Consider the following 24,780-nt stretch of genomic DNA (forward strand, 5'->3'; position numbering starts at 1 on the left):
CGCTGAGCTAAGGCTGCGGATCTTTGGCAAGGATACGATCGGCGAGGTCGACGATCACCGCCACGTCCTCGCCGAGGATCGGCATGTCGAGCTGGCCATGCGCCAGCGCATTCCGCTTGCGGGAGAGCCCCAGCAGCAGCTGGTGTTCGTCCTGATCGATATCCCCGCCGTCGAGAAGAGCCAGCAGCGGCGCGGAGATCGGGCCCTTCGCCTCGATCGGAAATCTGCGTGTCAGGGCTGCCTGGAGCGCTGCCCATGCGAGAAGAAAGGCAGCTTGCGGATTATGCGGCGAGAGCTGGGTCGCAGAGACGAGAGTGCTGCCGATCCACTCGGTCGCGACCGGTTCGACAAGAGGCGCCTCGGAGGCGGCATAGAGAATTTCCAGACGCCAGTCGTTGCGGCCCTTGAGGAGTTCCTGGAGCTTGGCAAGCTTGTAGTCGCCTATCTCGCCGCCCGGGCGCTTGACTTCGATCAGAAGCGAAGGCGCGCGTCCCACCGCGATCGCGTCGGGGCGAAATCCGCCGAAGAAATTCGGCACCTCCGCTTCGGTCGGCTCACGGATCAAGGTGTATCCCCGCGCCTTCCATCTTGGTTCCATTGCGTCGAGTACGAGCCGTTCGGTCAAAGCCAGCATCACCGCAGTTCCTCATGAAGATCGTCGGTAATTCTCACGTAGACGACGGGATCTGTCGACATCAATGCCTCGGCCAGGCACTGGCTCGCATTCGCAAACTGAAAGATGGCATCGGGCTCGAATTTCTGAACGACGATCCGATGGATCTGCGCGTCCTCCAGGTAAACGACCCGCGTCATCGCATCGAGTATGTGCTTCACGCGGTTGTCGATGTCGCCGGCAAGCGGGGCTGCTGGAAAGATGTATATCGTCGCAGCAAGAGGCTGGCTCAAGAGCCAGCCACCGACCGGGAGCCCTGCAAGCGCGGCCCGCCGGACCCGCCGCTGCCACTCATCGCGCGATCGCGCCGACCCCTGCAGGCTCGTCGGCGTCCCGTGAACGATGAACTCCAGCGGGAGCGGAGGTTCGAGAGCCAACGGATTTCCCCGACTGCCGCGGTCGAATGGACATTATCGTTCTGGTTTTATCGACACAATATCTCCCTCCTGAATTGACCCCCCCCATCGGCCGGCGGTCGACCGGCGAATTCCGCCTTCACCTGAGGGGGTGAACGGGTTATGAGCGCAGGCGAGTGCGCGGGGCGCCGTGCGGGGCACCCTCGCGATGCGTCGGCCGGGCCCAGGATTTTCCGACGGGTGGCTTCTCGCAGGCCGGGTGCCGCCGGGTCGGGATGCCCCGAAAGGGACGAAGGAGCGGATTGGATGACGATCGGGTTGAAGAAGACGGTTGTGCTGTTCGGCGGGTCCGGCTTCCTCGGGCGCTACGTCGCGCGGGCGCTGTGCCGCCGCGGCCACCGCGTGCGGGTCGCCTGCCGCCGGCCCGATCTCGCCTATCACCTGCAGATTGCCGGCAACATGGGGCAGATCCTGCCGATCCAGGCCAATCTGCGCCATCGCTGGTCGGTCGACCGGGCGGTCGAGAATGCCGACCACGTCGTCAATCTCGTCGGCATCCTCGCCGAGAGCGGCCGCCAGAGCTTCGACGCCGTCCAGAACTTCGGCGCCCGTGCGGTCGCCGAGGCGGCGCGCGGGGTCGGCGCCGGCATGACCCAGATCTCGGCGATCGGCGCCGACGCCCATTCCGATTCCGCCTATGCCCGCTCGAAGGCCGCCGGCGAGGCGGCCGTCTTCGAGACGATCCCGGAGGCCACCATCGTCCGGCCCTCGATCGTCTTCGGCGCCGAGGACCAGTTCTTCAACCGCTTCGCGGACATGTCGCGCTTTGCGCCGGTGCTGCCGCTGATCGGCGGCGGCAAGACGCGCTATCAGCCGGTCTTCGTCGGCGACGTCGCCGAGGCGATCGCCGAGACCGTCGAAGGCAAGGTGCCGGGCGGGCGGATCTACGAACTGGGCGGGCCGGAGGTCCTCACCTTCCGCCAGATGATGGAGGAGATGCTGCGCGTCGTCGATCGCAAGCGCGGCTTCGTGACCATCCCCTTCGGCGCCGCCTCGACCATGGCGCGGCTGATGCGCTTTCTGCCCGGCGCACCGCTCACCGAGGACCAGGTGAAGCTGCTCAAGCACGACAACGTCGTCTCGGAAGCCGCCAAGGCCGAGGGCCGCACGCTCGATGCCTTCGAGCGCATGCCCCGCACCCTCGACGCGATCCTGCCGACCTATCTCGTGCGCTTCCGCCCGCAGGGCCAGTTCACCAAGCCGCAGCCGCAGGCAGGCGGCCTCGACGCCGAGAACCAGGACGGCCTCGCCTGAAAGAGTCGCTCCCGGGCCGGGGCCGAGCGATCGCCTCGGCCGATCCCGGCCGCCGACCCTCTGCCGGCCCCGCGCGTAAAGAGCGGCTCGGCAAAGCCGCCTTCACCGCTTGATCCGGCGCATCCTGCCTTCCGGACGGCGATTTCGATTTTCGCGCCAAGGCCCGAGCGGCGGCCTCACTGCTGGCCGGTGACGCGTTCGCCCTTGCCCTCGGCGGCGTGGTCGAGCGCGGCTTTCGGCCGCTCGCCGTCGATGATGTCCTCGACGCTGAGGGCGCCCTCGGTCGGTGCCGCGGCCGGCGCGACGACCGGGGTCTTCGCCGGAAAGACGGTCAAGAGCAGCACCATCCCCACCAGGCCGACGACGATCCGCCACCAGGCGAAGGGCGCAAAGCCGTGGCGCGAGACGAAGTCGAGCAGCGTTCGCACCACGAACAGCGCCGAGACGAAGGCGAGGAGGAAGCCGATCGCGATCAGGCCGAGATCGTCCGCCGACAGCTCGTTGCGGCTCTTGTAGAGGTCGTAGGCGAAGGCGCCGACCATGGTCGGCATCGCCAGGAAGAAGGAGAATTCGGCGGCCGAGCGCTTGTCCGTGCCCATCAGCAGGGCGCCGGCGATGGTGGCGCCGGAGCGCGACGTGCCGGGGATCATCGCCAGGCACTGGAAGACGCCGATCGCGAGGCACATCCACAGCGGATAGTCCGTCACCTCGTCGTAGCGCACGCGGCGCGGCACCTTGTCGATGACGAGGAGCAGGATGCCGCCGACGACGAGGGCGATGCAGATCACCATCGGCGTTTCGAACAGGTAGTTCTTGATGAAGTCGTGGGCGATGACCCCGACGACCGCCGCCGGCAGGAAGGCGATCAGGATGCCGAGCACGAAATGCCGGCTGCGCCCGCTCGTCGGCAGCGTGATGAAAAGCTGCCACAGCCGCGAGAAATAGACGAGGAGGATCGCCAGGATCGCGCCGAGCTGGATCACCACCTCGAAGGTGTGGGCCGTCGAATGGAAGCCGAGAAAGTGGCCGAGCAGGAGAATGTGCCCGGTCGAGGAGACCGGGATGAATTCGGTCAGTCCCTCGACGATACCGAGGACCGCCGCGTCGACATAGGCTCCAAGATCCAACTGCGATTCTCCTCGGCCGTCCGCCGGCCCGGATGGGGGTCCGGCCGCCTCCTGAACGACGCCCTTCGGCCCGACGTCTCCAGCCAAATTGCGGCAAGCGGCGGAAACCGCGCTCCATGGCACCCGGGGCTGTTTCGCGCCGGACGCTGGCCCGGACCTGACCTGCTCCGCGGGGGCGAGGGGAACCGGAACTTTCCTTCCCGCATTCGTGATCCAGGTGTCCCCGCGACCCGATGCCACGCAACTGCCTTCGAAATGTCCGCTTTTCCAATCTGTTGACGAATTTGTGTGAAGATTGCGGAAATGCCCGTCCTGCGGCCCGATCCGGCCTCGGCGCGGGTATTGCCGGCGGTCGGGCCGAAACGCCCGGAATGCCGACGCACAGAACCCGACCCCAGGCGCAATGTTGAAACTCCATCACCATCCGATGTCCGCTGCCTCCCGCTTCGTCCGGCTGGTCCTGGCCGAATACGGCGAGCGCTGCGAACTGGTGGAGGAGCGGCCGTGGGAACGGCGGCGCGAATTCCTGGTGCTCAATCCGGCAGCGACGCTGCCGGTGCTGATCGAGGACAACGGCCCGCCGATCGTCGGCGGGATCGTCGCCGGCGAATATCTCGACGAGACCCGCGGCGCCTTCCAGCGCGACAAGCGCCTGATGTCGGAAAAGCCGCTGGAACGGGCCGAGGCGCGCCGGCTGACCGAATGGTTCCTGAAGAAGATGGAAAGCGAGGTCACCCGCTATCTGATCCGCGAGCGGGTGTTCAAGCTGGAGATGCGGGCCGAGGACGGGGGCGGCGCGCCCGACGCCTCGGCGATCCGCGCGGCGCGTGCCAACCTCAAGCATCATCTGCGCTATCTCGGCTGGCTGGTCGAGGAGCGCGACTGGCTCGCCGGCCCGAAGCTGACCTATGCCGACATCGCCGCCGCCGCGTCGCTTTCGACCCTCGACTATATCGGCGAGGTGCCCTGGGACAGCGAACCGCATGCCAAGGACTGGTACGTGCGGGTGAAGTCGCGACCGTCCTTCCGCATGCTGCTTTCCGAGCGGGTGCGCGGCCTGCCGCCGTCCCTGAACTACGGCGAGCTCGACTTCTGAGCGGCCGCCGGTCGCGGGAGAGCGCGGCGACGATGGCGCAGGCAGCGCCCGCCGGTCCGCTCTCCGGACGTCTGCCCGTCGCATGACGGGCCCTCCCCGATCGCCGGCGGCGCCGCCGTGCCCCGCGGCAGATGCCCGCGGAGAATGGCCGTTCTTGCCGCCTGACCTCGATCTTCGCTCCGCGCAGCCAGGCCGAAGGCGCTCGTGTCGGCATTGTTTCCGCGGCTCTGCCGCCTGGCGGCGCGTCCGCATGGCACTCCGCCCCGGGAGGACTGGCCGAAGCGCCGGGCTGACGCATTTCCCGCGATGAAATGGCAGGAGAAACGACATGCATCAGCGCAAACTCGGCACGGAACTGACGGTCTCGGCCATCGGCCTCGGCTGCATGGGCATGAGTCACGCCTATGGCGGCCAGGACGAGGCCGAATCGATCAGGACGCTGCACCGCGCCGCCGAGATCGGCGTGAGCTTCTGGGACACCGCCGAGGTCTACGGACCCTTCACCAACGAGGAACTGCTCGGCAAGGCGCTGAAGGGCCGGCGCGACAGGGTGGTGGTGGCGACGAAGTTCGGCTTCGACATCTCGACCGAGCCCGGCGCGAACCCGATGGGCGGCACCAACTCGCGGCCCGAGCACGTCAAGGCGGTGTGCGATCAATCGCTGAAGCGGCTCGGCATCGAGACGATCGACCTGTTCTACCAGCACCGTGTCGACCCGAACGTGCCGATCGAGGAGACGGTCGGCGCCATGGCCGAGCTGGTGAAGGCCGGCAAGGTGCGCGCCCTCGGCCTGTCGGAGGCCGGCCCGGAGACGATCCGGCGGGCGCACGCGGTGCACCCGATCGCGGCGCTGCAGAACGAATATTCGCTGTTCACCCGGGATCCGGAGGCCGAGATCATCCCGCTCTGCGCGGAGCTCGGCATCGCGCTCGTTCCCTATTCGCCGCTCGGCCGCGGCCAGTTGACCGGCGGACTGACCAGCCCGGACCAGCTTTCCGAGGGCGATTTCCGCAAGGACCTGCCGCGCTTCCAGGCCGAGGCGATGGCCGCCAACGCCGCCCTCGTCGAGACGCTGAAGAGCCTTGCCGCGGCCCGGGGCGTGACGGCGGCGCAGCTGGCGCTCGCCTGGCTCCTGTCGCGGAAGGAATTCGTCGTGCCGATCCCCGGCGCACGCAAGATCAGGCATCTGGAGGAGAACGCCGCGGCCGCCGACATCGCCCTCACCGAGTCCGAACAGGCCGAGATCGGCGAAAGGCTCGCCAATGTCGCGGGCGCGCGCTACCGTCCCGACCAGCTGGCGATGACCGGCCGCTGAGCTGCGCCCGAGGCCGCATCGCCGGCGATGGAACCAGCAAGGGCAGGCAGGGCGGGATGCAGCCGCCTCCCGCCGGAAAGGAGAGCACCCGCATGGCGCATGACTGGAACCTGCCGCGGAGCGGCAGTTGCCGCTGCGGCGCGCTGACCTTCGAGGTCAGGGCGGCACCCGCGATCACCGCCGCCTGCCACTGCCGCGGCTGCCAGAAGATGACGGCCGGCCCGTACTCCCTGACCTGGATGCTGCCGGAAGACGGCTTCGCCGTTACCGCCGGCGAGCCTGTGCTCGGCGGGCTGAAGGGCCCGCAGACCGAGCACTATTTCTGCCCATCCTGCCTGACCTGGGTGTTTTCGAAGCCGAAGCGCATCGCCGGCTTCGTCAATCTGCGCTCGCCGATGCTCGACGACACGTCCGACGTCGCGCCCTTCATCGAGGCCTGGGTCAGCGAGAAGCTCGCCTTCGCCGAGACCGGCGCTGCCCACAGCTTCCCGCAGTTTCCGCCGCCGGAAGCCTTCGGCCCGCTGCTGCGGGCGTTTGCCGACCGGCGGGACGGGTGAGCGCTGCGGCCGCCGATCGCAGCGCGCGCAGACCCACGGCATGACGTCGACGGCCCTTGCCCGGATGAAGAGCTTCGTGGCGGCCGATGCGCGCCGGCTCGGCTTTTGCGCGACCGGCATCGCCGATGCGGCCGGCAGCCCTCTCGCCGGCGAGCGCCTTGCCGAATTCGTCGCGAACGGCCGGCACGGGACCATGGGCTGGATGCCTGAGACGCTGGATCGCCGAAGGTCGCCGCGCGATCTCTGGCCGAATGTGCGGTCGATCGTCGTTCTCGCGATGAATTACGGGCCGGACGAAGACCCGCTCGCCATTCTCGACCGGCCCGACCGCGGCGCGATCTCGGTCTATGCCCGGCACCGCGACTATCACGACGTGATCAAGGGCCGGCTGAAGGAACTTGCCGGCCGCCTGGTCGCCCGGGCCCGCGAGGCCGGGTTCGGCGACCACGATGCCAAGGTCTTCGTCGACACGGCACCGGTGATGGAAAAGCCGCTCGGCGAACGGGCCGGGCTCGGCTGGCAGGGCAAGCACACCAATCTTCTGTCGCGCGACTTCGGCTCCTGGCTGTTCCTCGGCTCGATCTTCACGACGCTCGAGCTCGAGCCGGACGAGGCGGGGCGCGACCGCTGCGGCTCCTGCCGGGCCTGCCTCGATGCCTGCCCGACGAACGCCTTCCCCGCGCCCTATCAGCTCGATGCGCGGCGCTGCATCTCCTACCTCACCATCGAGACGAAGGCGGCGATCCCGCGAAAATTCCGGGCCGCGATGGGCAACCGCATCTATGGCTGCGACGACTGCCTCGCCGTCTGCCCGTGGAACAAGTTCGCCGAACGGGCGCGCGAGGCGAAGCTCGTCGCCCGCGACGATCTCAAAGCGCCGCGGCTCGACGCGCTTCTCGGTCTCGACGACGCAGATTTCCGGGCGCTGTTTTCCGGTTCGCCGATCAAGCGGATCGGCCGCGACAAGTTCGTCTCCAACTGCCTGATCGCCGCCGGCAATTCCGGTGAACCGGCGCTGCTTCCCCAGGTCGAGGGGCTGCTCGCCGACGCGGCGGCACCGGTGCGGGCGATGGCCGTCTGGGCGCTGGGACGCCTCGACCACGGCCGGGCCTTGCGGCTTCGCCCGCCTGCGCTTGATATCGAGAGAGACGAGACGGTGCGGAGCGAGTGGCATGTCCTGGAAGAGAGCGAAGTCTGAGCCGCCGCAGCGGGCCGGGGCGACGAGCGAGCCGGGCACCGGCATCGCGCCCGCCGGCGACCGGCCGGAGGCCAAGGTCCGCCGCGCGCTGCTGCAGCTGCGGGAAGGAGCCTTCCTGCCGCAGCCGGACCATTCCGCCGGCTCGGCCGCCCTCGGCGCAGGGGCCCTCGGGGCCGGTGCCCTCGGCGCCGGCGCGCTCGGCTCGCTGGCGATCGGCGCCTGTGCGCTCGGTGCCGTCGCAGTCGGCGCCTTCGCCATCGGCCGGCTCTCCGTCGGCAGGGCACGGATCGGCGAGGCCGAGATCGGCCGCCTGAGGATCGGCCGGCTGGAGGTCGACGCCTTCGTCCCCGCCGGCCGCCGGATGCGCTGAGCCATGCGTCTTTTCGTCTTCGGCTACGGCTATTCCGCCGCCCGTTTCGTCGACGGGCTCGACAGGAAGAAGGTGACGGTCGAGGCCGTCACGGTGAGGTCGCGCGACAAGGCCGCCTCCGTCGCGGCCCACGGGCTGAAGCCGCTGGTCTTCGACGGGGAGCACCCGGCCGACGGGGTGGCCGGCGCGCTCTACCGCGCGACGCATCTCCTCGTCTCGGCGCCGCCCGGCCACCCGGCGCCGAAGGGCGCGCATGCCGGCGGCGCGAACGCCCGGGCGGGCGACCCGGTGCTGCGCTGGTATTACGACGAACTCGCCCATGGCAGCCCCAACCTCGAATGGATCGGCTATCTCTCGACGGTCGGCGTCTATGGCGACCACGACGGCGGCTGGGTCGACGAGGAAAGCGAGTTGAGGCCGCGCTCGGAGCGGTCGACCGCACGGGTCGAGGCCGAGAAGGCCTGGCTCGCCCTCGGCGAGACGCGCCGCGTGCCCGTCGCCATCGTCCGGCTGTCGGGAATCTACGGGCCGGGCCGCAACGCCTTCGTCAATCTGACGAACGGCACGGCCAAGCGGCTCGTCAAGCCCGGCCAGGTTTTCAACCGCATCCATGTCGACGACATCGCCGGCGCCACCCGGCTGCTCGCCGAAAGACGGCTCGGCGGCATCTTCAACGTCACCGACGACGAGCCGGCCCCGCCCCAGGACGTGGTGCTCCACGCCGCCGAGATGGTCGGCGCGACGCCGCCGGAGGAGACCGACTTTGCCGCCGCAGACCTCTCGGAGATGGCGAGAAGCTTCTACGGCGAGAACAAGCGGGTCTCGAACAAGAAGATCAAGGACGCCGGATACCGTTTTCGCCATCCGACCTATCGCGAGGGGCTGGAAGGCCTGAAGGGCGACTACGGCAAGGGATGAAAGGGGCGGAGCAGCTACCTGCCTGACACCTGGTCATCGGCCGCCGGCGGCACGTCGGGCGCCGCGTCGAGACGTCTCGTCAGTTCGCGCTTGGAAACGAAAACTTCGACCCGCTGGTCCAGCGACTCCCGCAATACGCTTCGCGCTGCCGTCTGAAAGGCGAGCCGATCCTCATTCGGGTCTCCGACCGCTTCCCATGTGGCGTGCTCACTCAGATCGTAATCTTCCTGCTCGTCTTCGGTCAGGATCGGTTCTGGTTCACGGCCAGTCATTTGCCGCCTCCGAGAAAGTCGCGCGTCGCGCGCCGGCTGGGAAACATCGTCTTCATGAAGATCCCCGTCTCCAATTCCACATAAGGAACCACCCCGGCGTACTCATCGATCTCGACGACGAGCTGCTTCTGATGCGGATAACGTTGCACGTTGGGATGTCGGCGCCGCTCCAGAAGCCGCCCCTCGTCCAGCGCCTTCAAGACCTTTTCGAAGCCGAAGCCGTATCGAGCCTTCAGCGTCTCGTTCTTTTCGAGGCTCCACGAAAGTCGCATTGGCAAATCGAGGCCGCTCAGCGGTGGCGCTCAAGAGCCCATCGCCTCACCGGCCGCCGAGCGCGCGGGCGTCCTCAAAGGCGTATTGCCGGGTCGACTCGCCGTCGAAATAGACGAAGACGAGGTGGTCGCGCTTCGACACCATCTGCGCCGGCAGCGGATCGTAGCGGAACGTCCGTCCGCCGAGATGCGGGGTGAGCGAGCCCATGTCGACCCGCCGCTCCTGCGAGACGCGAAGCAGCCTCAGCTCCGTCCCGTCGGAAAGCCTCGCCTCGAAGGGGATGCCGGCGAGCCGCAGGAAGCTGGTCGGATCGGGGGCCGACTGGAAGCCCTCGACGAAGGCCTTCTCGACAAGGTCGAGATCGGCCTCGTGATGATGGTGGTCGTCGTCTTCGGGCTCATGATCGCCTTTGTGCGGCACCTGCCACTGGGCGGTGCCGCGATGGTTGTGACCGTGGGCGCCGTGAGAGTGGCCGCCGCCGTGAGAGACGTCGTAGGGGTGGAAGTGATCGCCGTCGCCGCGATGCATGGGGGCGTCTCCTCTTGCCTTCTGTTCAATGCTGCATCGTGCCGCGCTGCCGGAAAGTTTGGGAAGTCGCGCCGAGGCGCCCCCCCCCCGCCGCCCCGCCCGCCCGGGGGGGCCGCGCCCCCACGGGCGGGATTTTGGGGCCGGGCGCGGGGCGCCCCCCCCCGGGGCCGGGCGGGCCGGGGGGGCGCGCCTCGGCACAGAGGGAAGATCGGCGATCTCCCTCCCGGCATCTTCGCCCACTTCACCCAAGGCAACGCGGCTCGTCAGAACGCCACCGGCTTGTCGATGATCGCCTTGTGCTTGCCGATGGTCCCGTGGGCGCACATCGAGCCGAGCGCCTCGACACAGACCCTGACGCCCATCAGCGCGGTGATGTCGGAGGTGTCGTAGGGCGGCGAGACTTCGACGACTTCGAGACCGCAGATTCCCGGCGCGCAGACGAGGCCGAGGATCTTCAGCGCCTCGCGCGGCAGGAAGCCGCCCGGCTCCGGCCAGCCGGTCCCCGGCACGAAGCCGCAGTCGAGCGAGTCGACGTCGAAGGAGATGTAGACCGCGTCGGCGTCCTTCCAGGCGAGTTCCAGCGCGATCTCGGCGGTCTTTTCGAGGCCGTACTGCTCGATGTCCTCGATGGTGAGGACGTTGGTTTGGCGGCGGAAGGCCTCCTTGGCGCCGGGGCGCGGCACCTGCCAGCCGCCGATGCCGAGCTGCACGAGGTTCACCGCCGGGACGTTCGGAAGGTTCGTCGCCCAGTACCAGGGCGTCGTGTGCATCCGCTCGTCGAGATCCTTTTCCTGGATGTCGATGTGCCGGTCGAAATGGATGATGCCGATGCGCTTCGAGGTGCATTCGGCGATGCCGCGCACACAAGGGAAGCCGATCGAATGGTCGCCGCCGAGCATCACCGGCAGGGCGCCGGAGGAGAAGACGTGGCTGACGCCGCGCGAGATCTGGTCGAAGCTCTTTTCCAGATTGCCGGGAATGGTGAAGACGTCGCCGGCGTCGCACAGCGTCATCTGTTCCCTGAGATCGACGCCGAGTTCGTAGTTGTAGGTGGTGTAGAGCGCCGAGATGCGGCGGATGCCCTGCGGGCCGAAACGGGTGCCGGGCCGGTAGGTCGTGCCCGAATCGAAGGGAATGCCGAGGACGGCGGCGTCGTACTTGCCGACGTCGCGGACGTTCTCGACATAGGGCGCCTTGAGGAAGGTGTTGATGCCGGCGAAATGCGGAAGCTCACCGCGCGCAAATGTCGGGATCGATTTGTCGGTGATCGAGTCGGCACCGGGCAGGCCCATGTCGAGCGCCCATTTGACCTCGCGCTTCCAGCCTTCGCCGGAGAGCTTGTCCTCGGCCTCCAGCGCCTTCCAGCCGCGCGTCTCCTTGGCGTCGAAATTCGGGTGGTGGCGGTGGGCGCGCTCCGGCCCGATGCGGGCGCCGGCCCTGCGGCCGCGGCGCGACGGGGCGTCGAAACGGATGTCTTCATGCATGAAAGGCTTCTCCTCGCTGATGGCCGTCATTGCCCGATGGCCGGGGCGGCGCGCTCGCGGCGCGGGCTCGCCGGCATGGAAAGTGTCGCTTCGAGATCGGCGGTCTCGTGCGGGGATGGCCCGGTCCCCTCGCCGGCCGCATTCGCGGCCTTGCGGTGGAGCGGCAGATCGTAGGTCACGGTCGCCCCGTAGGCCGCGGGAAACTGCGGATCGTGGCGGATCTTGTCGAAGACCAGAAGCCGCGTGCCCAGCTTGAAGGCCTCCTTTATGTCGTGGGTGACCATGAAGATGGTCATCGCGGTCTCGCGCCAGATGTCCTCGATGAGGACGTGCATGTCCTGGCGCGTGCCGGGATCGAGGGCGCCGAAGGGCTCGTCGAGAAGAAGGATCCGGGGCTTCCTCAAAAGCGCCTGGGCGATCGCGAGGCGCTGCTGCATGCCGCCGGAAAGCTGGGCGGGGTAGCGGCGCGCCGCATGGGAAAGGCCGATCTTCTCCATCAGCGCCTCGGCTTCCTCGCGCGCCTTGCGCCGCCGGCCGCCGAACAGCCGGCCGAAGAACGGCGATGCCTCGATCTCCGCCGGCAGGACGAGATTGTCGATGACCGTCAGATGCGGAAACACCGAATATTTCTGGAAGACCACCCCGCGGTCCGGTCCCGGCTCGGGAGCGATCGGCGCTCCCTCGATCGCGATCGTGCCGCGATCTGCCCGCTCCTGCCCGAGCAGCAGCCTGAGGAAGGTCGACTTGCCGCAGCCCGACGCCCCGACGATGGTGACGAACTCGCCCTTTTCGACGTCGAGGGACAGGCGCTCGAGAATCGGCGCGTCGCCGTAGCGCTTGGCGATGTTTGAGACCGCAACGAAGCTCAAAGGCTCGCCCCCTTGAGATGGGCCCAGGGAAACAGCCGCCGCGAGGCGAAGGACAGGCACCGGTCCGTCACATAGGCGAGCAGCGTGATCCAGGCGACGTAGGGCAGGATGACGTCCATCGCGAGATAGCGGCGCACCAGAAAGATCCGGTAGCCGAGCCCCTCCGTCGCGGCGATCGCCTCGGCCGAGATCAGGAAGATCCAGGCCGGGATGAGGCCGATCCGCAATGCCGCGATCAGCACCGGCCAGACCTGCGGCAGGAAGATGCGGGCGATGATCTGCCAGCTCGAGGCGCCGAGCGTCTGCGCCTTGACGATCTCCTCCTCGGGGATCGCGAGCACCGCCTGGGCGAGCGTGCGGATCATCGCCGGGGTGGTGCCGATGACGATCAGCCCGATCTTCGCCGCCTCGCCGAGGCCGAGGGTGATGAAGAGGATCGGCAGGATGGTGATCGGCGGAATCAGCGAGAAGGCGGCGACGAAGGGGGCGAAGAGCGCCCGCGCATAGGGAAAGAAGCCGGCGAGGCAGCCGACGACGAGCGCGATGGCGGCGGAAATGCCGAGGCCGGCGAAAAGGCGCTCCAGGCTCGCCAGGGTGTCGGCGAAGAACAGGAGATCGCCGGAGCGGCGATCCGGCGTGAAGGCGAGATCCCACATCGACTGGCCCATCGTCGCCAGCGACGGCAGCAGCTTGTCGGAGGGGTTCTCGGCGAGCCGGATCTGGCTGGCGATCACATAGGCGGCGACCAGGGCGGCGAAGGGAAGCACCGCCAGCCAGACCGCCCCGGCGCGGGTCGGGCGCAGATTGATCAGCCGCATGGCAGCGCCTCCTCCTCCGGGACGATCCGGCCTTCCAGCCAGGGATGGGTCGAGAGGCGGACCTGCCAGCCCGCGGCGCTCTTCTCTTCGAGGGACGCGACCATCGAGCTCCGCCACAAGAGGGCGGCGCGGTCGAGGGCGGCGACCGGCGCAAAGGGATCGATGCCGGGCGGCGCGGCGGGCCGCGGCTCGATCCGCATGCGGAACCTTCCTGCCGTGAGGAGGATCTCCGCCGGCGGCCCGGACGCCCGGCCCCGCGCCGCCACCTCGAACCCGTCGCGCGAACCGGCGACGAGCGTCCATTCCTCGCGGTAGGCCTCGGTGACGCCGTGCTCGACGAGACGCTCCTCGAACACCTCCATCCGGCCGATGTCGGGCGCCGCAACGGGCCGCAGGTCGAACAGCCTCAGCCAGCTGCAGTATGGCCCCTCCACCCGGGTCAGGCCGCAGAAGGCGTCCTGGCCGGCAAGCAAGGCGAGGTCGGCATCGCCGAGCCCCGCCAGCCCGGCGGAGCCGTCGATCGGCGGCCGGTCGAGCGGAACGCGGAGATCCGCATGCCAGCGTTCGGTCTGCAGCCAGAACACCCGCGCCGGCCGGTCGTCGGTCAGAAGGCCGGGGCCGGACCGCTGCAGCGCGGTGCGCTCCCACAGGCCGCGATAGGCGGAGGGAACGGGGGGCAGCGCCTCAAGCATTCGCGGCGGGCTTTCGGCGCGCCGACTGGCCGAAGGAGGAGAGCGCCTTCGAGCCTTCCGGCAGGACCAGTTCGCCCCGCTCCAGCCGCTGGCGCAGATAGGTGAAGCTCTGGATGGTCTGGGCGTAGAGATGATCGCCGGCCCGGATCGGGGTGTAGCGCGGCGACGGCGCGGGACCTGCGACCTCGGGCAGCGGCGCCACTTCCGTGTGGTAGTCGCAGGCGAAGAACAGCGGGAAGGAATAACGCTCCTCCTTCACCTTGCGCACGCGGTGCGAGGTCGCCACGAAGCGGCCGCCGGTCCAGACCTCCATCATGTCGCCGATGTTGACGACGAAGGCGTCGTCGAGCAGCGGCACGTCGATCCACTCGCCGTCGCCGTTCATCACCTCGAGGCCCGGCGCCGTCGGCAAGAGGAGGGTGAAGCATTCGTAGTCGGTGTGCGCGCCGATCCCCTGCACGTCCTCGGCGCTCGGATCGAACGGGTAGTGGATCAGCCGCAGCTGGCTCGGCGGGTTGGTGACGAAGCCGTCGAAGAAGGTCTCTTCCACCCCGAGCGCCAGGGCAAAGCCTTTGAGGAGGTGCCGGCCGAGATCGAACACGTCGTCGTAATAGCCCTCCACCGCCTCGCGGAAGCCGGGAAGCTCCGGCCACTGGTTCGGGCCGATCATCGGCGTACCCGCGACGACATCCGGATGGTCGGGGGCGACCTCGCGGCCGAGGTCGAGCGCTTCCTTGCGGTCGCGCTTGCCGCCGACCATCACCTCCTCGCCCTCCGGCACGTAGCCGCGGTGGTTGCCGGAGCGTCCGATATGGATCGCCATCTTCGCTTCCTCGGGCAGCGCGAAGAAGCTGCGCGTCGCGGAAAGCAGCGCCTCGCGCCGCCGGCGATCGACGGGATGGCCGGTGACGTAGAAGAAGCCGACCTCGCCGGCCGCCCGGCCGAGCTTTTCGGCGACCTTTTCGCGGTTGGCGGGATCGGACGAATAGAGGCCGGAAACGTCGACGACCGGCAGTTCGGTGAAAGCGGCCTGCTGTGCCATCCGCGTGGCTCCGTCATGGGGGGTCGAAAGAAGGGGCGGGCCGCCGCCGGGGCATGCCGCGGCGGCGGGTCGGGCGGCCGGATCCGAGCCGGATCAGAGGCCGCCGGTTTCGGCCATTTTGACGAAGCTGTCGTCGAACCGCAGCTTGATGTTGTTGGTGTCGCCGTAGGTCGAGCCGTCGGGGAAGGTCACGCCGACGAATTCCGGGCTCGGCGCGCCCTGGCCGAGGATGCCGTGATCGTAGAGGAACTCGGCGACGAACTTCGTGGTCTTCGGCAGCTGGCCGCCGCTGGTGAAGGCGAGGAGATCCTTCGGCGTGTAGAACAGCGCGGTCGCGGCGAGCTGGCTCTTGTAGCCTTCAAGGTCAGTGCCGGACGCCGCCGCCATCGCCTCCAGCGCCTTCTTGCCTTCCGGCGTATCCGACTTCATCAGGTCGAGCACCTCGAACCAGGCGCCGACGAGTGCCTTGCCGAAGTTAGGATTGTCCTTCAGCGTCTCAGTGTTGACCGCCATCATGTCGATGATCTCGCCGGGAATCTTGGAGGAATCGAAGACGAGATGGCCGCCCTGGTCGTCGACGATTTGCGACAGCATCGGATTCCACGTCGCCACCGCCGTGACCTCCGGCGTCCCGTAGACGGAGACCATGTCCGCGTCGGAGGTGTTCACCGTGGTGATGTCCCGCTCGGTCATGCCGACGCTTTCCAGGGCGCGGACGAGGAAATAGTGGGAGACCGAGAACTCGACGAGATTGACCCGCTGGCCCTTGACCGCCGCGAGATCGGTCTCGTTCTTCAGGACGAGGCCGTCATTGCCGTTGGAATAGTCGCCGGCGATGAGGGCGGTGGTGTCGACGCCGCCGGCGGCGGGGATCGACAGGGCGTCCATGTTGGTCATGGCGCAGCCGTCGTACTGGCCGGCGGTGTACTGGTTGATCGACTCGACGTAGTCGTTGATCTGCACGGCCTTGATGGCGATGCCGTATTTGTCGGCCCACTTCTTCAGGATGCCGGAATCCTGCATGTAGCCCCAGGGCATCCAGCCGGCATAGATCGACCAGCAGACGGAAAAGTCCTTCTTCTCCGCGGCCGCGGCTGTCCCCGTGCCGATGGCTGGAAGGCTGAGGAGCGAGACGGCGAGCGCCAGGGCGGAGGCGAGATTTCGCATGCGGCTTCTTCCTTCTTCGTCGCGTCGGCCGGAGCGGCCGGTTCGTGAAGGACGTCGCGCACTGAAGAGGACCGGGAGACGGCCCGCTTCCACGCGGGTCCGTGCGGCGTTCTCCCGGGATTTTGGCCCGCCGTGTCTCCCCGCAGCCCGCGGGGAGTGCGTCTCTCGGACCAGCATGCCCTCGAAAGGCACCGGAACCCTAGACGCACCGCACGAGAAGAGACCATCCAAGATGCGTGCCAGCCATGGCAGGCCGGCCGCGCCGGCACGATTCGGCCTCACGCTAAGCCGCCCTCCCCGGCGCGCACGGGCCGCACGCGCTGCAGCTTGCGCAAGGCTTGCGCAGCGGCGGGCGAAAATTGTGCAGACCGGGCCGTCGCATCGGAGACGGTCGTGCCGCGAAACGCTTGGCACGCCGGGGCCGCGCCGGGCGGCTTGGCGCCGCCGGGCTGCGGCAGGGCGGCAACACTCGCCCCGCCGGATTCGCTTTGTGACGAAATGTGTCGACTTCCTGCCCCAATCTGCGATCACGGGTTTGTCATGAGCACGACACACGCCGTTATCGCCATCCGCCGCGCCCTCCTCTGCGCCCTCGCCCTGCCGCTTGCCGGCTGCGTCGGGGCGCCCGGCGCCGACGAGGCCCTCGACGCCATCGCGACGCGGGATTTCGGCCCCGCCCAGGAATGCCTCGCTCGGGCGATGTATTTCGAATCCAACCGCTCCAGCGAGGACGGCATGCTCGCGGTCGGCACGGTGGTGATGAACCGGGTCGAGTCGCCGGACTATCCGAACGACGTCTGCGAGGTGGTCGGACAGCCCGGCCAGTTCGCCGCGGGCGTGATGACGCGGGACATGAACGCCGGCAAGGATCTGGCGATGAAGGTCGCCTCCCGCGTGCTTTCCGGCGCGCGGCACCGGGGCGTCGACAAGGCGAAATACTTCCACACCGCCGGCATGCATTTCGGCTACCGCAACATGAACTACACCGCGATCGCCGGGGGCAACGCATTCTACGAGCGGGTCTCGCGGCGGCTGAACCCCGGCTTCAGGATGACGTCCCAGGCGGAAGTGCGCGAGGCCCAGAACGCGACCGGCGCGATCGACACCCTGCGCACCGCCTCGACGGCGCGGGACAAGGCGACGGGCAGCACGACGGCGATCGGCTATGCCGAGCCGAAGATGCGCGAAGCGGCGATGGCGCCGGTTCCGGGCGAACGGCCGGCCGAAGCCGCGACTGCGACGCCCGAGCCGAAGAGCCCCTTCCTCGGCATGTTCCGCAGCCGCAAGCAGGCTGGACCCAATGCCGGCGAGGGGAACGACGGCCGCAGCGCGCGCCTCGCCGATGCGGCGCCGGACGAACGGCCGGCGGCCGACGGAGCTTCGGCGGAGAACCTGCCGGGCGTCGGGACGGGGATGGGCTTTTCCGAGAGCGGCGGCGGCAAGGGCGACGGCCCGAAGGACGGCGCCGACGCCTGGCTGCGGCGCTGGTAGAACGCCGGCGCGATGTCGCGCTGCAACCTTCGACGCTGGCAAGCACCGCCTCGCCCCTATATGCGGCGGCAGTGGCGCAACCGCCGCAAGGCGGTGAGACGCAGGCTGGCGTAACGAAGAGCTGACCGATGGCAGGCAGGGATGGGCAGGCGCTCCCGGCGCGGACCGGCACGAGCAGAGTGCCCGACAGGGTCGGCCCGGTGCTCTTTTCGCGGGGCGGCGACGGCAGGGCCGATGCTCTGCGGGCGCTGGTCGTGCGGCCGACGGGCGAAGCTCCGCCGACGCTCGTGACCGAGGCGGGGACCGTGTCGCCCGAAATCGTCACCGACGCGTTCGGACGCACCGTCCATGCCTACGACTTTTCCCTGAACAGCGGCGTAACCGGCACCTACGAGTGCGACGGTGTCGGCCGCAGCGTGCGATCGCCGGCCATCGCCGACATCCGCATCGCCTATGTTTCCTGCAACGGCCAGGAGGAAGGCGACCTCGACCGCGGTCTCGACGAACGCGACGCGATCTGGCAACGGCTCGCCGACGAAAACGCCGCCGCGCCCTTCGCCCTGCTCCTCCAGGGCGGCGACCAGCTCTATGCCGACGACGTTCTCCACTGCCATCCCACCGTGGAACGCTGGGCGGCCATGCCGAAGACCGAGCGGGGCGCCGTCGAACTCACGCCGGAGGTCGCCGAGGCGCTGCGCCGCTTCTATTTCGAGCGCTACCTCGTCACGTATTCGCGCCCGGCCTTCGCCAGCCTCGCGGCGAGCGTTCCCTCGATCATGATGTGGGACGACCACGACATCGTCGACGGCTGGGGCAGCCATCCGCCGGAGATGCTCGACAGCCCGGTGGGGCGGGCGATGTTCGCCGCGGCGCGCGAGATGTTCCTGGTCTTCCAGATGGCGGTCTCGCCCGGCGAGACCTCGCCGAACGGCTTCGACGCCACCGGCGCCAATCTCGGCACGGCGGTGCGCTATCCCGGCCTCTCGGTGATCTCGCCGGACCTTCGCAGCGAGCGGCGGCTCGAACGCGTGATGGGCGAGAGCGGCTGGCGGGTTCTCGAAACGGCCTTCGCGACGACCCCGCCGCAGGACCGCATCCTGATGATGTCGAGCGTCCCGGCGCTCGGCCCGCGGCTTTCCTGGGCGGAGTTCGTCGCCGACGTGCTGCCGGGTTCCAGCGAATACGAGGACGACCTGCGCGACCAGTGGCAGAGCCGGACCCACCGGGCGGAATGGCGACGCTTCCTGTCGCTGCTCGCCGGCTGGCAGGAGAGCGGCAAGGGAGCGCTCACCGTGCTCTCCGGCGAGATCCATCTCGCGACGCGCGGCGAGATGACGCTGAAGGGCGGCGGCACGATGCATCAGCTCGTTGCCTCGGGAATCGCCCATCCGGCGCCGCATCCCGGCTATCCGAAAGTGCTCGGACTGCTCGCCCGCTTCGGGGAGAGCCCGCTGAAGGGACGCAGCATCCGCATCCGCCCGGTCCCCGGCTACGCCACCACCTATGCCGCCGAGCGCAACTATCTCGTCCTCGAACGCCGCGACGGACGCTGGTCCGCCGCATGGGAGCTCGAACGGTTCGGCCGGACCCGGTCCCTCGCCATCTGAGGGCAGCGAGCGCGACGGGCATGGATGCCGTGCGGCCAGCACTCGCCGCGGAAGAATCACGACAAGTTCGACGCAAGGTTAGGTTGCGATTATCCAGTCTGATGCTCGGCGAATAGTGTCGTTTCGTCATCAATCTGCTGAAATTTTTCGCAATATAGTGAACGGATTTATATTGACCACGCTGCAGAAACGAATGCAGGATCGCCCGATCTCCCTCAGCGTAAGAAAAGTCGACGGTTGGTCCATGGCCCGAGATACAGCAACCTGCGAAGTCGACCTGCCAAGTGTGCCGGCCGAGGCGACAGCCCGGGAGGACGGCGCCGCGCTGCGCGAGAGCCCTTCGGCGGGCGAGGCGACGCTCCGCGGCTTGCGGCGAATGGCGCGCAGCGTCCCGCCGTCTTTCGCGCGGGGAGAGCCGGCGCTCCCATCGCCACGCCAGGACGGCGGCACCGGTCGGATCGAGCTGGACGTCTCGCGGCTCTTCGGCATCGCGGCGATCAGGCCCCTGCCCGGCGGCTATCGGCCCGTCTTCGTCAGGCGGCGGACGGACTGATCCGACGGCCCCAGGGTCTTGCGCGGAATTCCACTCCCAGCACCGATGCTGTAATGCTGCGCGTCTTCCTCCGGCTGCGGATCGAGGCGCCATGACCACAAGGCTCACCCGAGAAGATTTCGTCGCCCGCCTCCGCGGCCTTGCGCCTTCCCGGCGGCGGATCGTCGCCGTCGCCGGCTCGCCGGGAGCAGGCAAGAGCACGCTGGCCGACTGGCTCGCCGAGGAACTCGGCCGCGGGGCCCCGGGCACGGCGGCGGTGCTGCCGATGGACGGCTTCCATTTCGACGACATGCTGCTCGACGCGCGGGGGCACAGGCCGCGCAAGGGCGCCCCTCACACCTTCGACACCGGCGGTTTCGCCACGACGCTGAAGCGGCTGCGGGAGAGCCCGGACGAGGAGATCGCCGTGCCGGTCTTCGACCGGGCGATCGAGATCGCCCGCGCCGGCGCGCGGATCATCGGGCCGGACGTTAGCACCGTCGTCGTCGAAGGAAACTATCTTCTCCTCGACGACCCGGCCTGGGCGCCGATGCGCCGCTTCTTCGACGTCACCGCAATGATCGAGGTTCCCGAAGCGACGCTGCGCCAGCGCCTCACCGCCCGCTGGGTCGGCTACGGCCTTGCCGGCGACGCGCTCGAGGCAAAGCTCGAAGGCAACGACCTTCCCAATATGCGCACCGTGCTCGGGCGCAGCGTCGCTGCCGACTACACGATCGTCGCATAGGATGTGAAAGGCCGGCCCGCGCTGCGCTAGTGGATTGAATTTGACGTTTGAGTCCCGATCGGGTGAGGCGTCGTATCAAACGTCAAATTCGAAAAGTCCACTAGGATCATAATCTTGGCGAGTGGTCTTTCGATTCCGACATTTGCTGTGCGGTCTCCACAAGACGGTACCAAATGTCGGAATCGGACCACTCGGCGAAAGGCGTGCGGCGTCACTCCGGCGGACAGCCACGCGCCTCGGCCAGCCGGCCGATGGCGATCAGCTCGGGCCGGTATTCGAAATGCATGGTGTCGTAGTGATACCACTTGCCGCCCCAGACGAAGCCGTGGCGCTCGAAGGCCGTCACGATCGCCTTCGGAAACTTGTTCGAGTAATGCGGGACGTTGCCGGGCTTTCCGCCGCTCCACAGCCAGTAGTCGGCGAATTTTGTGTTGAGGTCGATCGCCGCCCCGAAGCTGTGGGCCGAGAGCCGGCTGGTGCCGGCGACCACCCGCCAGTTGAAGGTGCCGGCCGAGGGCACGAGATATTTCTTCAGCGCCGCATCGGCGGAAAGCTCCTTCTCCACGGCGCGTAAAGCCTCGTCGGCCCCGCCGACCCGGCTGAAGGGGAGCTTCGCGCCGAACCAGTCGACCGTGACGAGGCGACTCGCGGCCGCCGGCTTCGCGGCCCCGTAGAGGGCGCGGAAGAAGGCGTCGTCGCGGATGCGCCCCGGATCGAAATTGCGCGGCGGCGGCCGGCCGGTGTCGCAGGCGCCGATCGGATAGATCTGCGACAGCATGTCCTCGAGGTCGGCGTCGGCGAGCTTCGCCTCGTGGTCCTTCGCCCTGCCGTCGTCGATGGCGATGCGGCTGCCGCCCGCCATCACGACGGCGTCCGGCTCGATCGAAGCGACGGCGCCGGGATAGGCGGCGCTCAGCGCCTCCAGCCGGTCGAAGAGCGGCACGGAGGACGCGGCAAACGCGCCCGAAGCGGTGCCGGCGGCGACGACCGGCAGGAGAAAGGCGGAGACCGCTGCGGCCTGCCACAGGGCGTGGAGGCTAGTTCGAACAGCCATTCTGCCGCTCCTCCGCCTGGATGCGGCTGACCTCGCTCGCGTCCGAGCCGCGCGGCGTCCCGCCGCTGCAGCCGGCATTGGAAAAGTAGCGCTGCGCCTTCGACGTCTTGAAGCAGTAGCCGGCGAGATCGAAGAGCAGGTTGCGCATGTACCAGAGCCGGCCGCAGGTGCTGCCCGCGAGGTCGGAGGGAATCGGATAGCCGCGATAGCTGGCATAGGCCGGCCGGCTGCTGGAGGGCGGCGGCTCGTAGCTCGGCGGCGGATTGTAGACGGGGGGATTGTAGACGGGCGGCTGGGAATAGCCGGGCTGGCCGCCATAGTTCGACTGCGACCGGTCGGTCGGAAGCCCCGCCTGCTGCTGCGAGGTCTGTGACGTGCTCTGCTGCGCCTGGCCCTTCGCCGCGTTCGCCTTGGCCTCTTCCAGCGCCTTGGCGCGATCGGCCTCGGCCTGTTTCGCCCGCTCCTCGTCCTGCCGCTTCATCGTCAGGAAGGCCGAGGCGGTGTCGGCCTGCGGGCAGGCCCGGTTGTCGGTGAGGAAGGCTTCGTAGGCCCCTGCCGTGTCGAGCCGCCGGGCGTCGCGATAGGCGGTCTCGCAGGCGGCGCCCTTGGCCGCCTGGTCGCGCAGCGCCATCACGACGTCGCGCCCCGGACAGTCGATGTTCTCGTCGAGATAGGCCGAATAGGCCGCCACCGAGCCGTCCGCCCGGGCCCTGGCGAAGTTGCGCTCGCATCGTTCCCGCTCGGCCTTCTGGGCCTGGCTCGCCTTCAGCTCGGTGACCAGCCGGTCGGCCTCGGCCGTCTGCGAGCATTGCGGAAAGAAGTCGCGAAACGCTTCGAGCCTTGCCGGGTCGTTGTCCTGCCGGGCCTTGGCGAAGGCGCTGGCGCAGGCCGGATCCTCCTCCTTGGTGGGAATCTCGACGGAAAAGGACTGGACGCAGTTGAGCCCCGGCGCAGCGCCGCCGGCGCCCCGCGCCCACAGGCGGATCTCGGCGTCGACGCTGGCGCCGCGGTCGCGGTAGGGCCGCACCAGCACCGTGATGTCGGCGCTGGAGGCCCGCTCGATCAGCTGGTCGAGCTCGCGGGAATTGGCTTCCGAAAAGCCGCTGTAGCTCGAGGCGATCGACTGGAAATTGTCGGCCTTGGTGGTCCGGGCATTGGTCCGCGTCGAGATCAGCTCCGACAGGTCGGAGAGGACCGAGGTCTTTTCCTCCGGCGACAGCAGCGTGTCGTCGCTCGAAACGCCGAGGATCTGGATCTGCTGCTGGCCGCCGTTCGGCACGCACTGGCGGTCCGACTGGAGGCTCTGCAGGTTGATCAGGACCTCGAGCTCCCACCGCTCGTAGCGCGGGGCGGCCGAGGCGGCGGAGGGAAATAGCAGAAGCGCGAGGAGGAAAAGGCAGGCGAAACCGAAGCCTGAGCGGTTCGGGCGAAAGACCTTGAACGTCATGACATCACCGGGCATCGAAGAGCACCGTCGCGAGGGCGGCCGGATGGAGCGTCGCCCGGCAGGTTTAAGCATGAACGCCAGCGGCCTGTCGATCGAATTGACGTTACGTCGCATGGCGGCCTCACCCTGCGCCAGCTGCGGGCGGTGCCGCCGGGGGCTTGCGGCGCGCCCCGCCGGGTGCTTCTTGTGCTGCAATGCAAAACCATGAAACGCTTCGGGCGGCCTTCGCCTGGAATCTTCCGGCCCGCTACAACATCGCGGCCGCCTGCGCCGACGCCCATGCGCGCCGCGAGCCCGACCGCATCTGCCTGATCGAGGACCGCGGCGAGGCGCCGGCGCGCAGCATGAGCTACGGGGAACTCGCGCGGCTGTCGGTTCGCCTCGCCGCGGCGTTGGCGGCGCGCGGCGTCGGGCGCGGCGACCGCGTGGCGATCGTGCTGCCCCAGAGCTTCGAGACGGTGATCGCGCATCTCGCCGTCTACCGGCTGGGGGCGATCGCCGTTCCGCTCGCCTTGCGGTTCGGGCCGGAGGCGCTCGGCTACCGGCTGAAGGCCTGCGGCGCAAAGCTCGCCATCGTCCACCGCGAGGGGCTCGAAACCTTCGCGGCGGTCGAAGGCGACCTGCCGGCGCTCGAGCACCTGGTCTCGGTCGGCGGCAAGCCCCGCGCCGGCCCGACGGATTTCGAGACGCTGCTTCAGGAGACGGCCGAGGCGCCCGGCGAGCCGGCGACCGGCCCCGACGACCCGGCGCTGATCATCTTCACCTCGGGCACGACCGGGCCGCCGAAGGGGGCGCTGCACGGCCACCGCGTGGTGCTCGGCCACCTGCCCGGCATCCGCTTCCATCACGAAGACTATCCGCAGGCCGGAGACCGGATCTGGACGCCGTCGGACTGGGCCTGGGCCGGCGGCCTCCTCAACGTGCTGCTGCCGTCGCTGCAGCTCGGCGTGCCGGTGGTGTTCACCGCCGGGCGCTTCGATCCGCAGGAGGCCTTCCGGTTGATGGCCCGGCAGGCGGTCCGCAACGCCTTCCTGCCGGCGACGGCGCTGCGGATGCTCGCCGCCGCGACCGACGCGGCAGCCCTGCGCGACCTCACCCTCCGGACCATCGCCTCGGCGGGCGAGAGCCTGCCGGCGGCGACCTTCGAATGGGCACGCGAGACGCTCGGCCTGACGGTCAACGAGTTCTACGGCCAGACCGAATGCAACATGGTGCTCGGCTCCTCCGCCGCCTGCGGCGTCTCGCGGGCCGGGGCGATCGGCAAGGCGGTGCCGGGGCACGAGGTCGCCCTCCTCGATGCCGACGGACGGAAGGTGGCGCCCGGCGAGGCCGGCACCATCGCCGTGCGGGCTCCCGATCCGGTGATGTTCCTGAACTACTGGCAGGATCCTGCGGCAACCGCGGCGAAGTTTTTAGGCGACTGGCTGCTCACCGGCGACCAGGCGGTGATGGATGACGACGGCTACGTCTCCTTCCTCGGCCGCGACGACGACATCATCACCTCGGCGGGCTACCGGATCGGCCCCGGCGAGGTCGAGAACTGCCTCCTCGCGCATCCGGCGGTGACGCTCGCCGCCGTCGTCGGCAAGCCCGATCCGCTGCGCACCGAGATCGTCAAGGCCTATGTCGTCGTCAAGGACGGGATCGAGGCGTCGCCGGAACTCGCCGCCGAGCTGAAGGGCTTCGTCCGCACGCGCCTCTCCGCCCACGAATATCCGCGCGAGATCGGCTTCGTCGCCGAGATGCCGCTGACGACGAGCGGCAAGATCGTCCGCCGCGTCTTCCGCGAGACGGCCGCTGCCGAGGCGGCCGAACAGGCGGAGAGGTGAGGCCCG

General features: G+C 68.8%; 25 protein-coding genes, 1 pseudogene and 1 riboswitch. Of the genes and pseudogenes, 12 read left to right on the forward strand and 14 right to left on the reverse strand.

Translation table 11 applies throughout. From position 1 onward, the window contains the following. Positions 1-7: 7 nt before the first annotated feature. Positions 8-634 (reverse strand): hypothetical protein, encoded by a 627-nt coding sequence (locus J1C47_RS09965; RefSeq protein ID WP_207350604.1) that lies wholly within the window; start codon positions 632-634, stop codon positions 8-10. After that, complete coding sequence (locus tag J1C47_RS09970) at positions 634-1,050, reverse strand: RusA family crossover junction endodeoxyribonuclease (RefSeq protein ID WP_207350605.1); 417 nt, start codon at positions 1,048-1,050, stop codon at positions 634-636. The genes J1C47_RS09965 and J1C47_RS09970 overlap by 1 nt, the downstream gene beginning before the upstream one ends. A 285-nt stretch (positions 1,051-1,335) precedes the next feature. Here J1C47_RS09970 and J1C47_RS09975 point away from each other — a divergent pair, with 285 nt between their 5' ends. Next, entirely contained in the window at positions 1,336-2,343 is a 1,008-nt protein-coding gene (locus J1C47_RS09975; RefSeq protein ID WP_207350606.1) for a complex I NDUFA9 subunit family protein, read from the forward strand. Positions 2,344-2,669: 326 nt separating this feature from the next. On the opposite strand, the pseudogene J1C47_RS09980 reads toward J1C47_RS09975, so the two are convergent. After that, positions 2,670-3,470: pseudogene (locus J1C47_RS09980) on the reverse strand (undecaprenyl-diphosphate phosphatase); the annotation flags it as partial. Between the two features lie 403 nt (positions 3,471-3,873). Between J1C47_RS09980 and J1C47_RS09985 the strand changes: the two are divergent. The 6 genes from J1C47_RS09985 to J1C47_RS10010 all read left to right on the forward strand — a co-directional run bounded on the left by J1C47_RS09985 (position 3,874) and on the right by J1C47_RS10010 (position 8,924). Beyond that, entirely contained in the window at positions 3,874-4,566 is a 693-nt protein-coding gene (locus J1C47_RS09985; protein WP_207350608.1) for a glutathione S-transferase family protein, read from the forward strand. Between the two features lie 328 nt (positions 4,567-4,894). After that, a complete protein-coding gene (locus tag J1C47_RS09990) occupies positions 4,895-5,881 on the forward strand; it encodes an aldo/keto reductase (RefSeq protein ID WP_207350609.1) in 987 nt (328 codons plus the stop codon). A gap of 92 nt (positions 5,882-5,973) precedes the next feature. Further along, complete coding sequence (locus J1C47_RS09995; RefSeq protein WP_207350610.1) at positions 5,974-6,438, forward strand: GFA family protein; 465 nt, start codon at positions 5,974-5,976, stop codon at positions 6,436-6,438. Positions 6,439-6,478: 40 nt separating this feature from the next. After that, entirely contained in the window at positions 6,479-7,636 is a 1,158-nt protein-coding gene (gene queG, locus J1C47_RS10000) for a tRNA epoxyqueuosine(34) reductase QueG (protein WP_207350611.1), read from the forward strand. Beyond that, positions 7,611-8,006: a hypothetical protein gene (locus J1C47_RS10005; RefSeq protein WP_207350612.1), complete on the forward strand. Its 396-nt coding sequence runs from the start codon at positions 7,611-7,613 to the stop codon at positions 8,004-8,006. Before queG ends, J1C47_RS10005 begins: the two co-directional genes overlap by 26 nt. A gap of 3 nt (positions 8,007-8,009) precedes the next feature. Further along, on the forward strand, positions 8,010-8,924 hold the full coding sequence (locus J1C47_RS10010) for an SDR family oxidoreductase (RefSeq protein WP_207350613.1): 915 nt from the start codon (positions 8,010-8,012) through the stop codon (positions 8,922-8,924). A 14-nt stretch (positions 8,925-8,938) separates the two neighbouring features. On the opposite strand, the gene J1C47_RS10015 is transcribed toward J1C47_RS10010, so the two are convergent. The 9 genes from J1C47_RS10015 to J1C47_RS10055 all read right to left on the reverse strand — a co-directional run bounded on the left by J1C47_RS10015 (position 8,939) and on the right by J1C47_RS10055 (position 16,069). Then, the gene (locus tag J1C47_RS10015) at positions 8,939-9,196 is read right to left on the reverse strand and encodes a hypothetical protein (RefSeq protein ID WP_207350614.1); all 258 of its coding nucleotides are present in this window, start codon (positions 9,194-9,196) and stop codon (positions 8,939-8,941) included. Next, complete coding sequence (locus tag J1C47_RS10020) at positions 9,193-9,468, reverse strand: toxin (RefSeq protein WP_207350615.1); 276 nt, start codon at positions 9,466-9,468, stop codon at positions 9,193-9,195. Before J1C47_RS10020 ends, J1C47_RS10015 begins: the two co-directional genes overlap by 4 nt. A gap of 46 nt (positions 9,469-9,514) precedes the next feature. Next, positions 9,515-9,997, reverse strand: coding sequence for a hypothetical protein (locus J1C47_RS10025; protein WP_210382287.1), 483 nt, complete (start codon positions 9,995-9,997; stop codon positions 9,515-9,517). A gap of 263 nt (positions 9,998-10,260) precedes the next feature. Then, a complete protein-coding gene (locus J1C47_RS10030; RefSeq protein ID WP_207350616.1) occupies positions 10,261-11,481 on the reverse strand; it encodes an agmatinase family protein in 1,221 nt (406 codons plus the stop codon). A gap of 26 nt (positions 11,482-11,507) precedes the next feature. Next, entirely contained in the window at positions 11,508-12,350 is an 843-nt protein-coding gene (locus tag J1C47_RS10035; RefSeq protein WP_207350617.1) for an ABC transporter ATP-binding protein, read from the reverse strand. Beyond that, complete coding sequence (locus J1C47_RS10040; protein ID WP_207350618.1) at positions 12,347-13,168, reverse strand: ABC transporter permease; 822 nt, start codon at positions 13,166-13,168, stop codon at positions 12,347-12,349. Before J1C47_RS10040 ends, J1C47_RS10035 begins: the two co-directional genes overlap by 4 nt. Beyond that, positions 13,159-13,860, reverse strand: a complete 702-nt coding sequence (locus J1C47_RS10045) for a hypothetical protein (protein ID WP_207350619.1) — start codon at positions 13,858-13,860, stop codon at positions 13,159-13,161. The genes J1C47_RS10040 and J1C47_RS10045 overlap by 10 nt, the downstream gene beginning before the upstream one ends. Further along, a complete protein-coding gene (locus J1C47_RS10050) occupies positions 13,853-14,902 on the reverse strand; it encodes an isopenicillin N synthase family dioxygenase (protein WP_207350620.1) in 1,050 nt (349 codons plus the stop codon). The genes J1C47_RS10045 and J1C47_RS10050 overlap by 8 nt, the downstream gene beginning before the upstream one ends. A gap of 93 nt (positions 14,903-14,995) precedes the next feature. Continuing rightward, on the reverse strand, positions 14,996-16,069 hold the full coding sequence (locus J1C47_RS10055; protein WP_207350621.1) for a putative urea ABC transporter substrate-binding protein: 1,074 nt from the start codon (positions 16,067-16,069) through the stop codon (positions 14,996-14,998). A gap of 109 nt (positions 16,070-16,178) precedes the next feature. Beyond that, positions 16,179-16,283: riboswitch (guanidine-I (ykkC/yxkD leader) on the reverse strand. A gap of 326 nt (positions 16,284-16,609) precedes the next feature. Between J1C47_RS10055 and J1C47_RS10060 the strand changes: the two genes are divergently transcribed. The 4 genes from J1C47_RS10060 (at position 16,610) to J1C47_RS10075 (ending at position 20,444) form a co-directional block, all read left to right on the forward strand. Next, positions 16,610-17,560 (forward strand): cell wall hydrolase, encoded by a 951-nt coding sequence (locus J1C47_RS10060; protein WP_207350622.1) that lies wholly within the window; start codon positions 16,610-16,612, stop codon positions 17,558-17,560. Between the two features lie 128 nt (positions 17,561-17,688). Further along, entirely contained in the window at positions 17,689-19,167 is a 1,479-nt protein-coding gene (locus tag J1C47_RS10065; protein ID WP_207350623.1) for an alkaline phosphatase D family protein, read from the forward strand. A gap of 172 nt (positions 19,168-19,339) precedes the next feature. Continuing rightward, the gene (locus J1C47_RS10070; protein ID WP_207350624.1) at positions 19,340-19,720 is read left to right on the forward strand and encodes a hypothetical protein; all 381 of its coding nucleotides are present in this window, start codon (positions 19,340-19,342) and stop codon (positions 19,718-19,720) included. Positions 19,721-19,811: 91 nt separating this feature from the next. Further along, positions 19,812-20,444: a nucleoside/nucleotide kinase family protein gene (locus tag J1C47_RS10075; protein ID WP_207350625.1), complete on the forward strand. Its 633-nt coding sequence runs from the start codon at positions 19,812-19,814 to the stop codon at positions 20,442-20,444. 211 nt (positions 20,445-20,655) lie between these two features. Here the strand turns inward: J1C47_RS10075 and J1C47_RS10080 are convergent, their stop codons facing one another. Beyond that, positions 20,656-21,498 (reverse strand): M15 family metallopeptidase, encoded by an 843-nt coding sequence (locus tag J1C47_RS10080; RefSeq protein WP_207350626.1) that lies wholly within the window; start codon positions 21,496-21,498, stop codon positions 20,656-20,658. Continuing rightward, positions 21,482-22,945: a YARHG domain-containing protein gene (locus tag J1C47_RS10085; protein WP_207350627.1), complete on the reverse strand. Its 1,464-nt coding sequence runs from the start codon at positions 22,943-22,945 to the stop codon at positions 21,482-21,484. The genes J1C47_RS10080 and J1C47_RS10085 overlap by 17 nt, the downstream gene beginning before the upstream one ends. 194 nt (positions 22,946-23,139) lie before the next feature. Between J1C47_RS10085 and J1C47_RS10090 the strand changes: the two genes are divergently transcribed. Then, positions 23,140-24,774 carry an AMP-binding protein gene (locus tag J1C47_RS10090; RefSeq protein ID WP_207350628.1) on the forward strand — a complete coding sequence of 545 codons (1,635 nt, stop codon included), beginning with the start codon at positions 23,140-23,142 and terminating at the stop codon, positions 24,772-24,774. Positions 24,775-24,780 lie beyond the last annotated feature (6 nt).

Source organism: Jiella sonneratiae (assembly GCF_017353515.1).
GTDB lineage: Bacteria > Pseudomonadota > Alphaproteobacteria > Rhizobiales > Rhizobiaceae > Jiella > Jiella sonneratiae.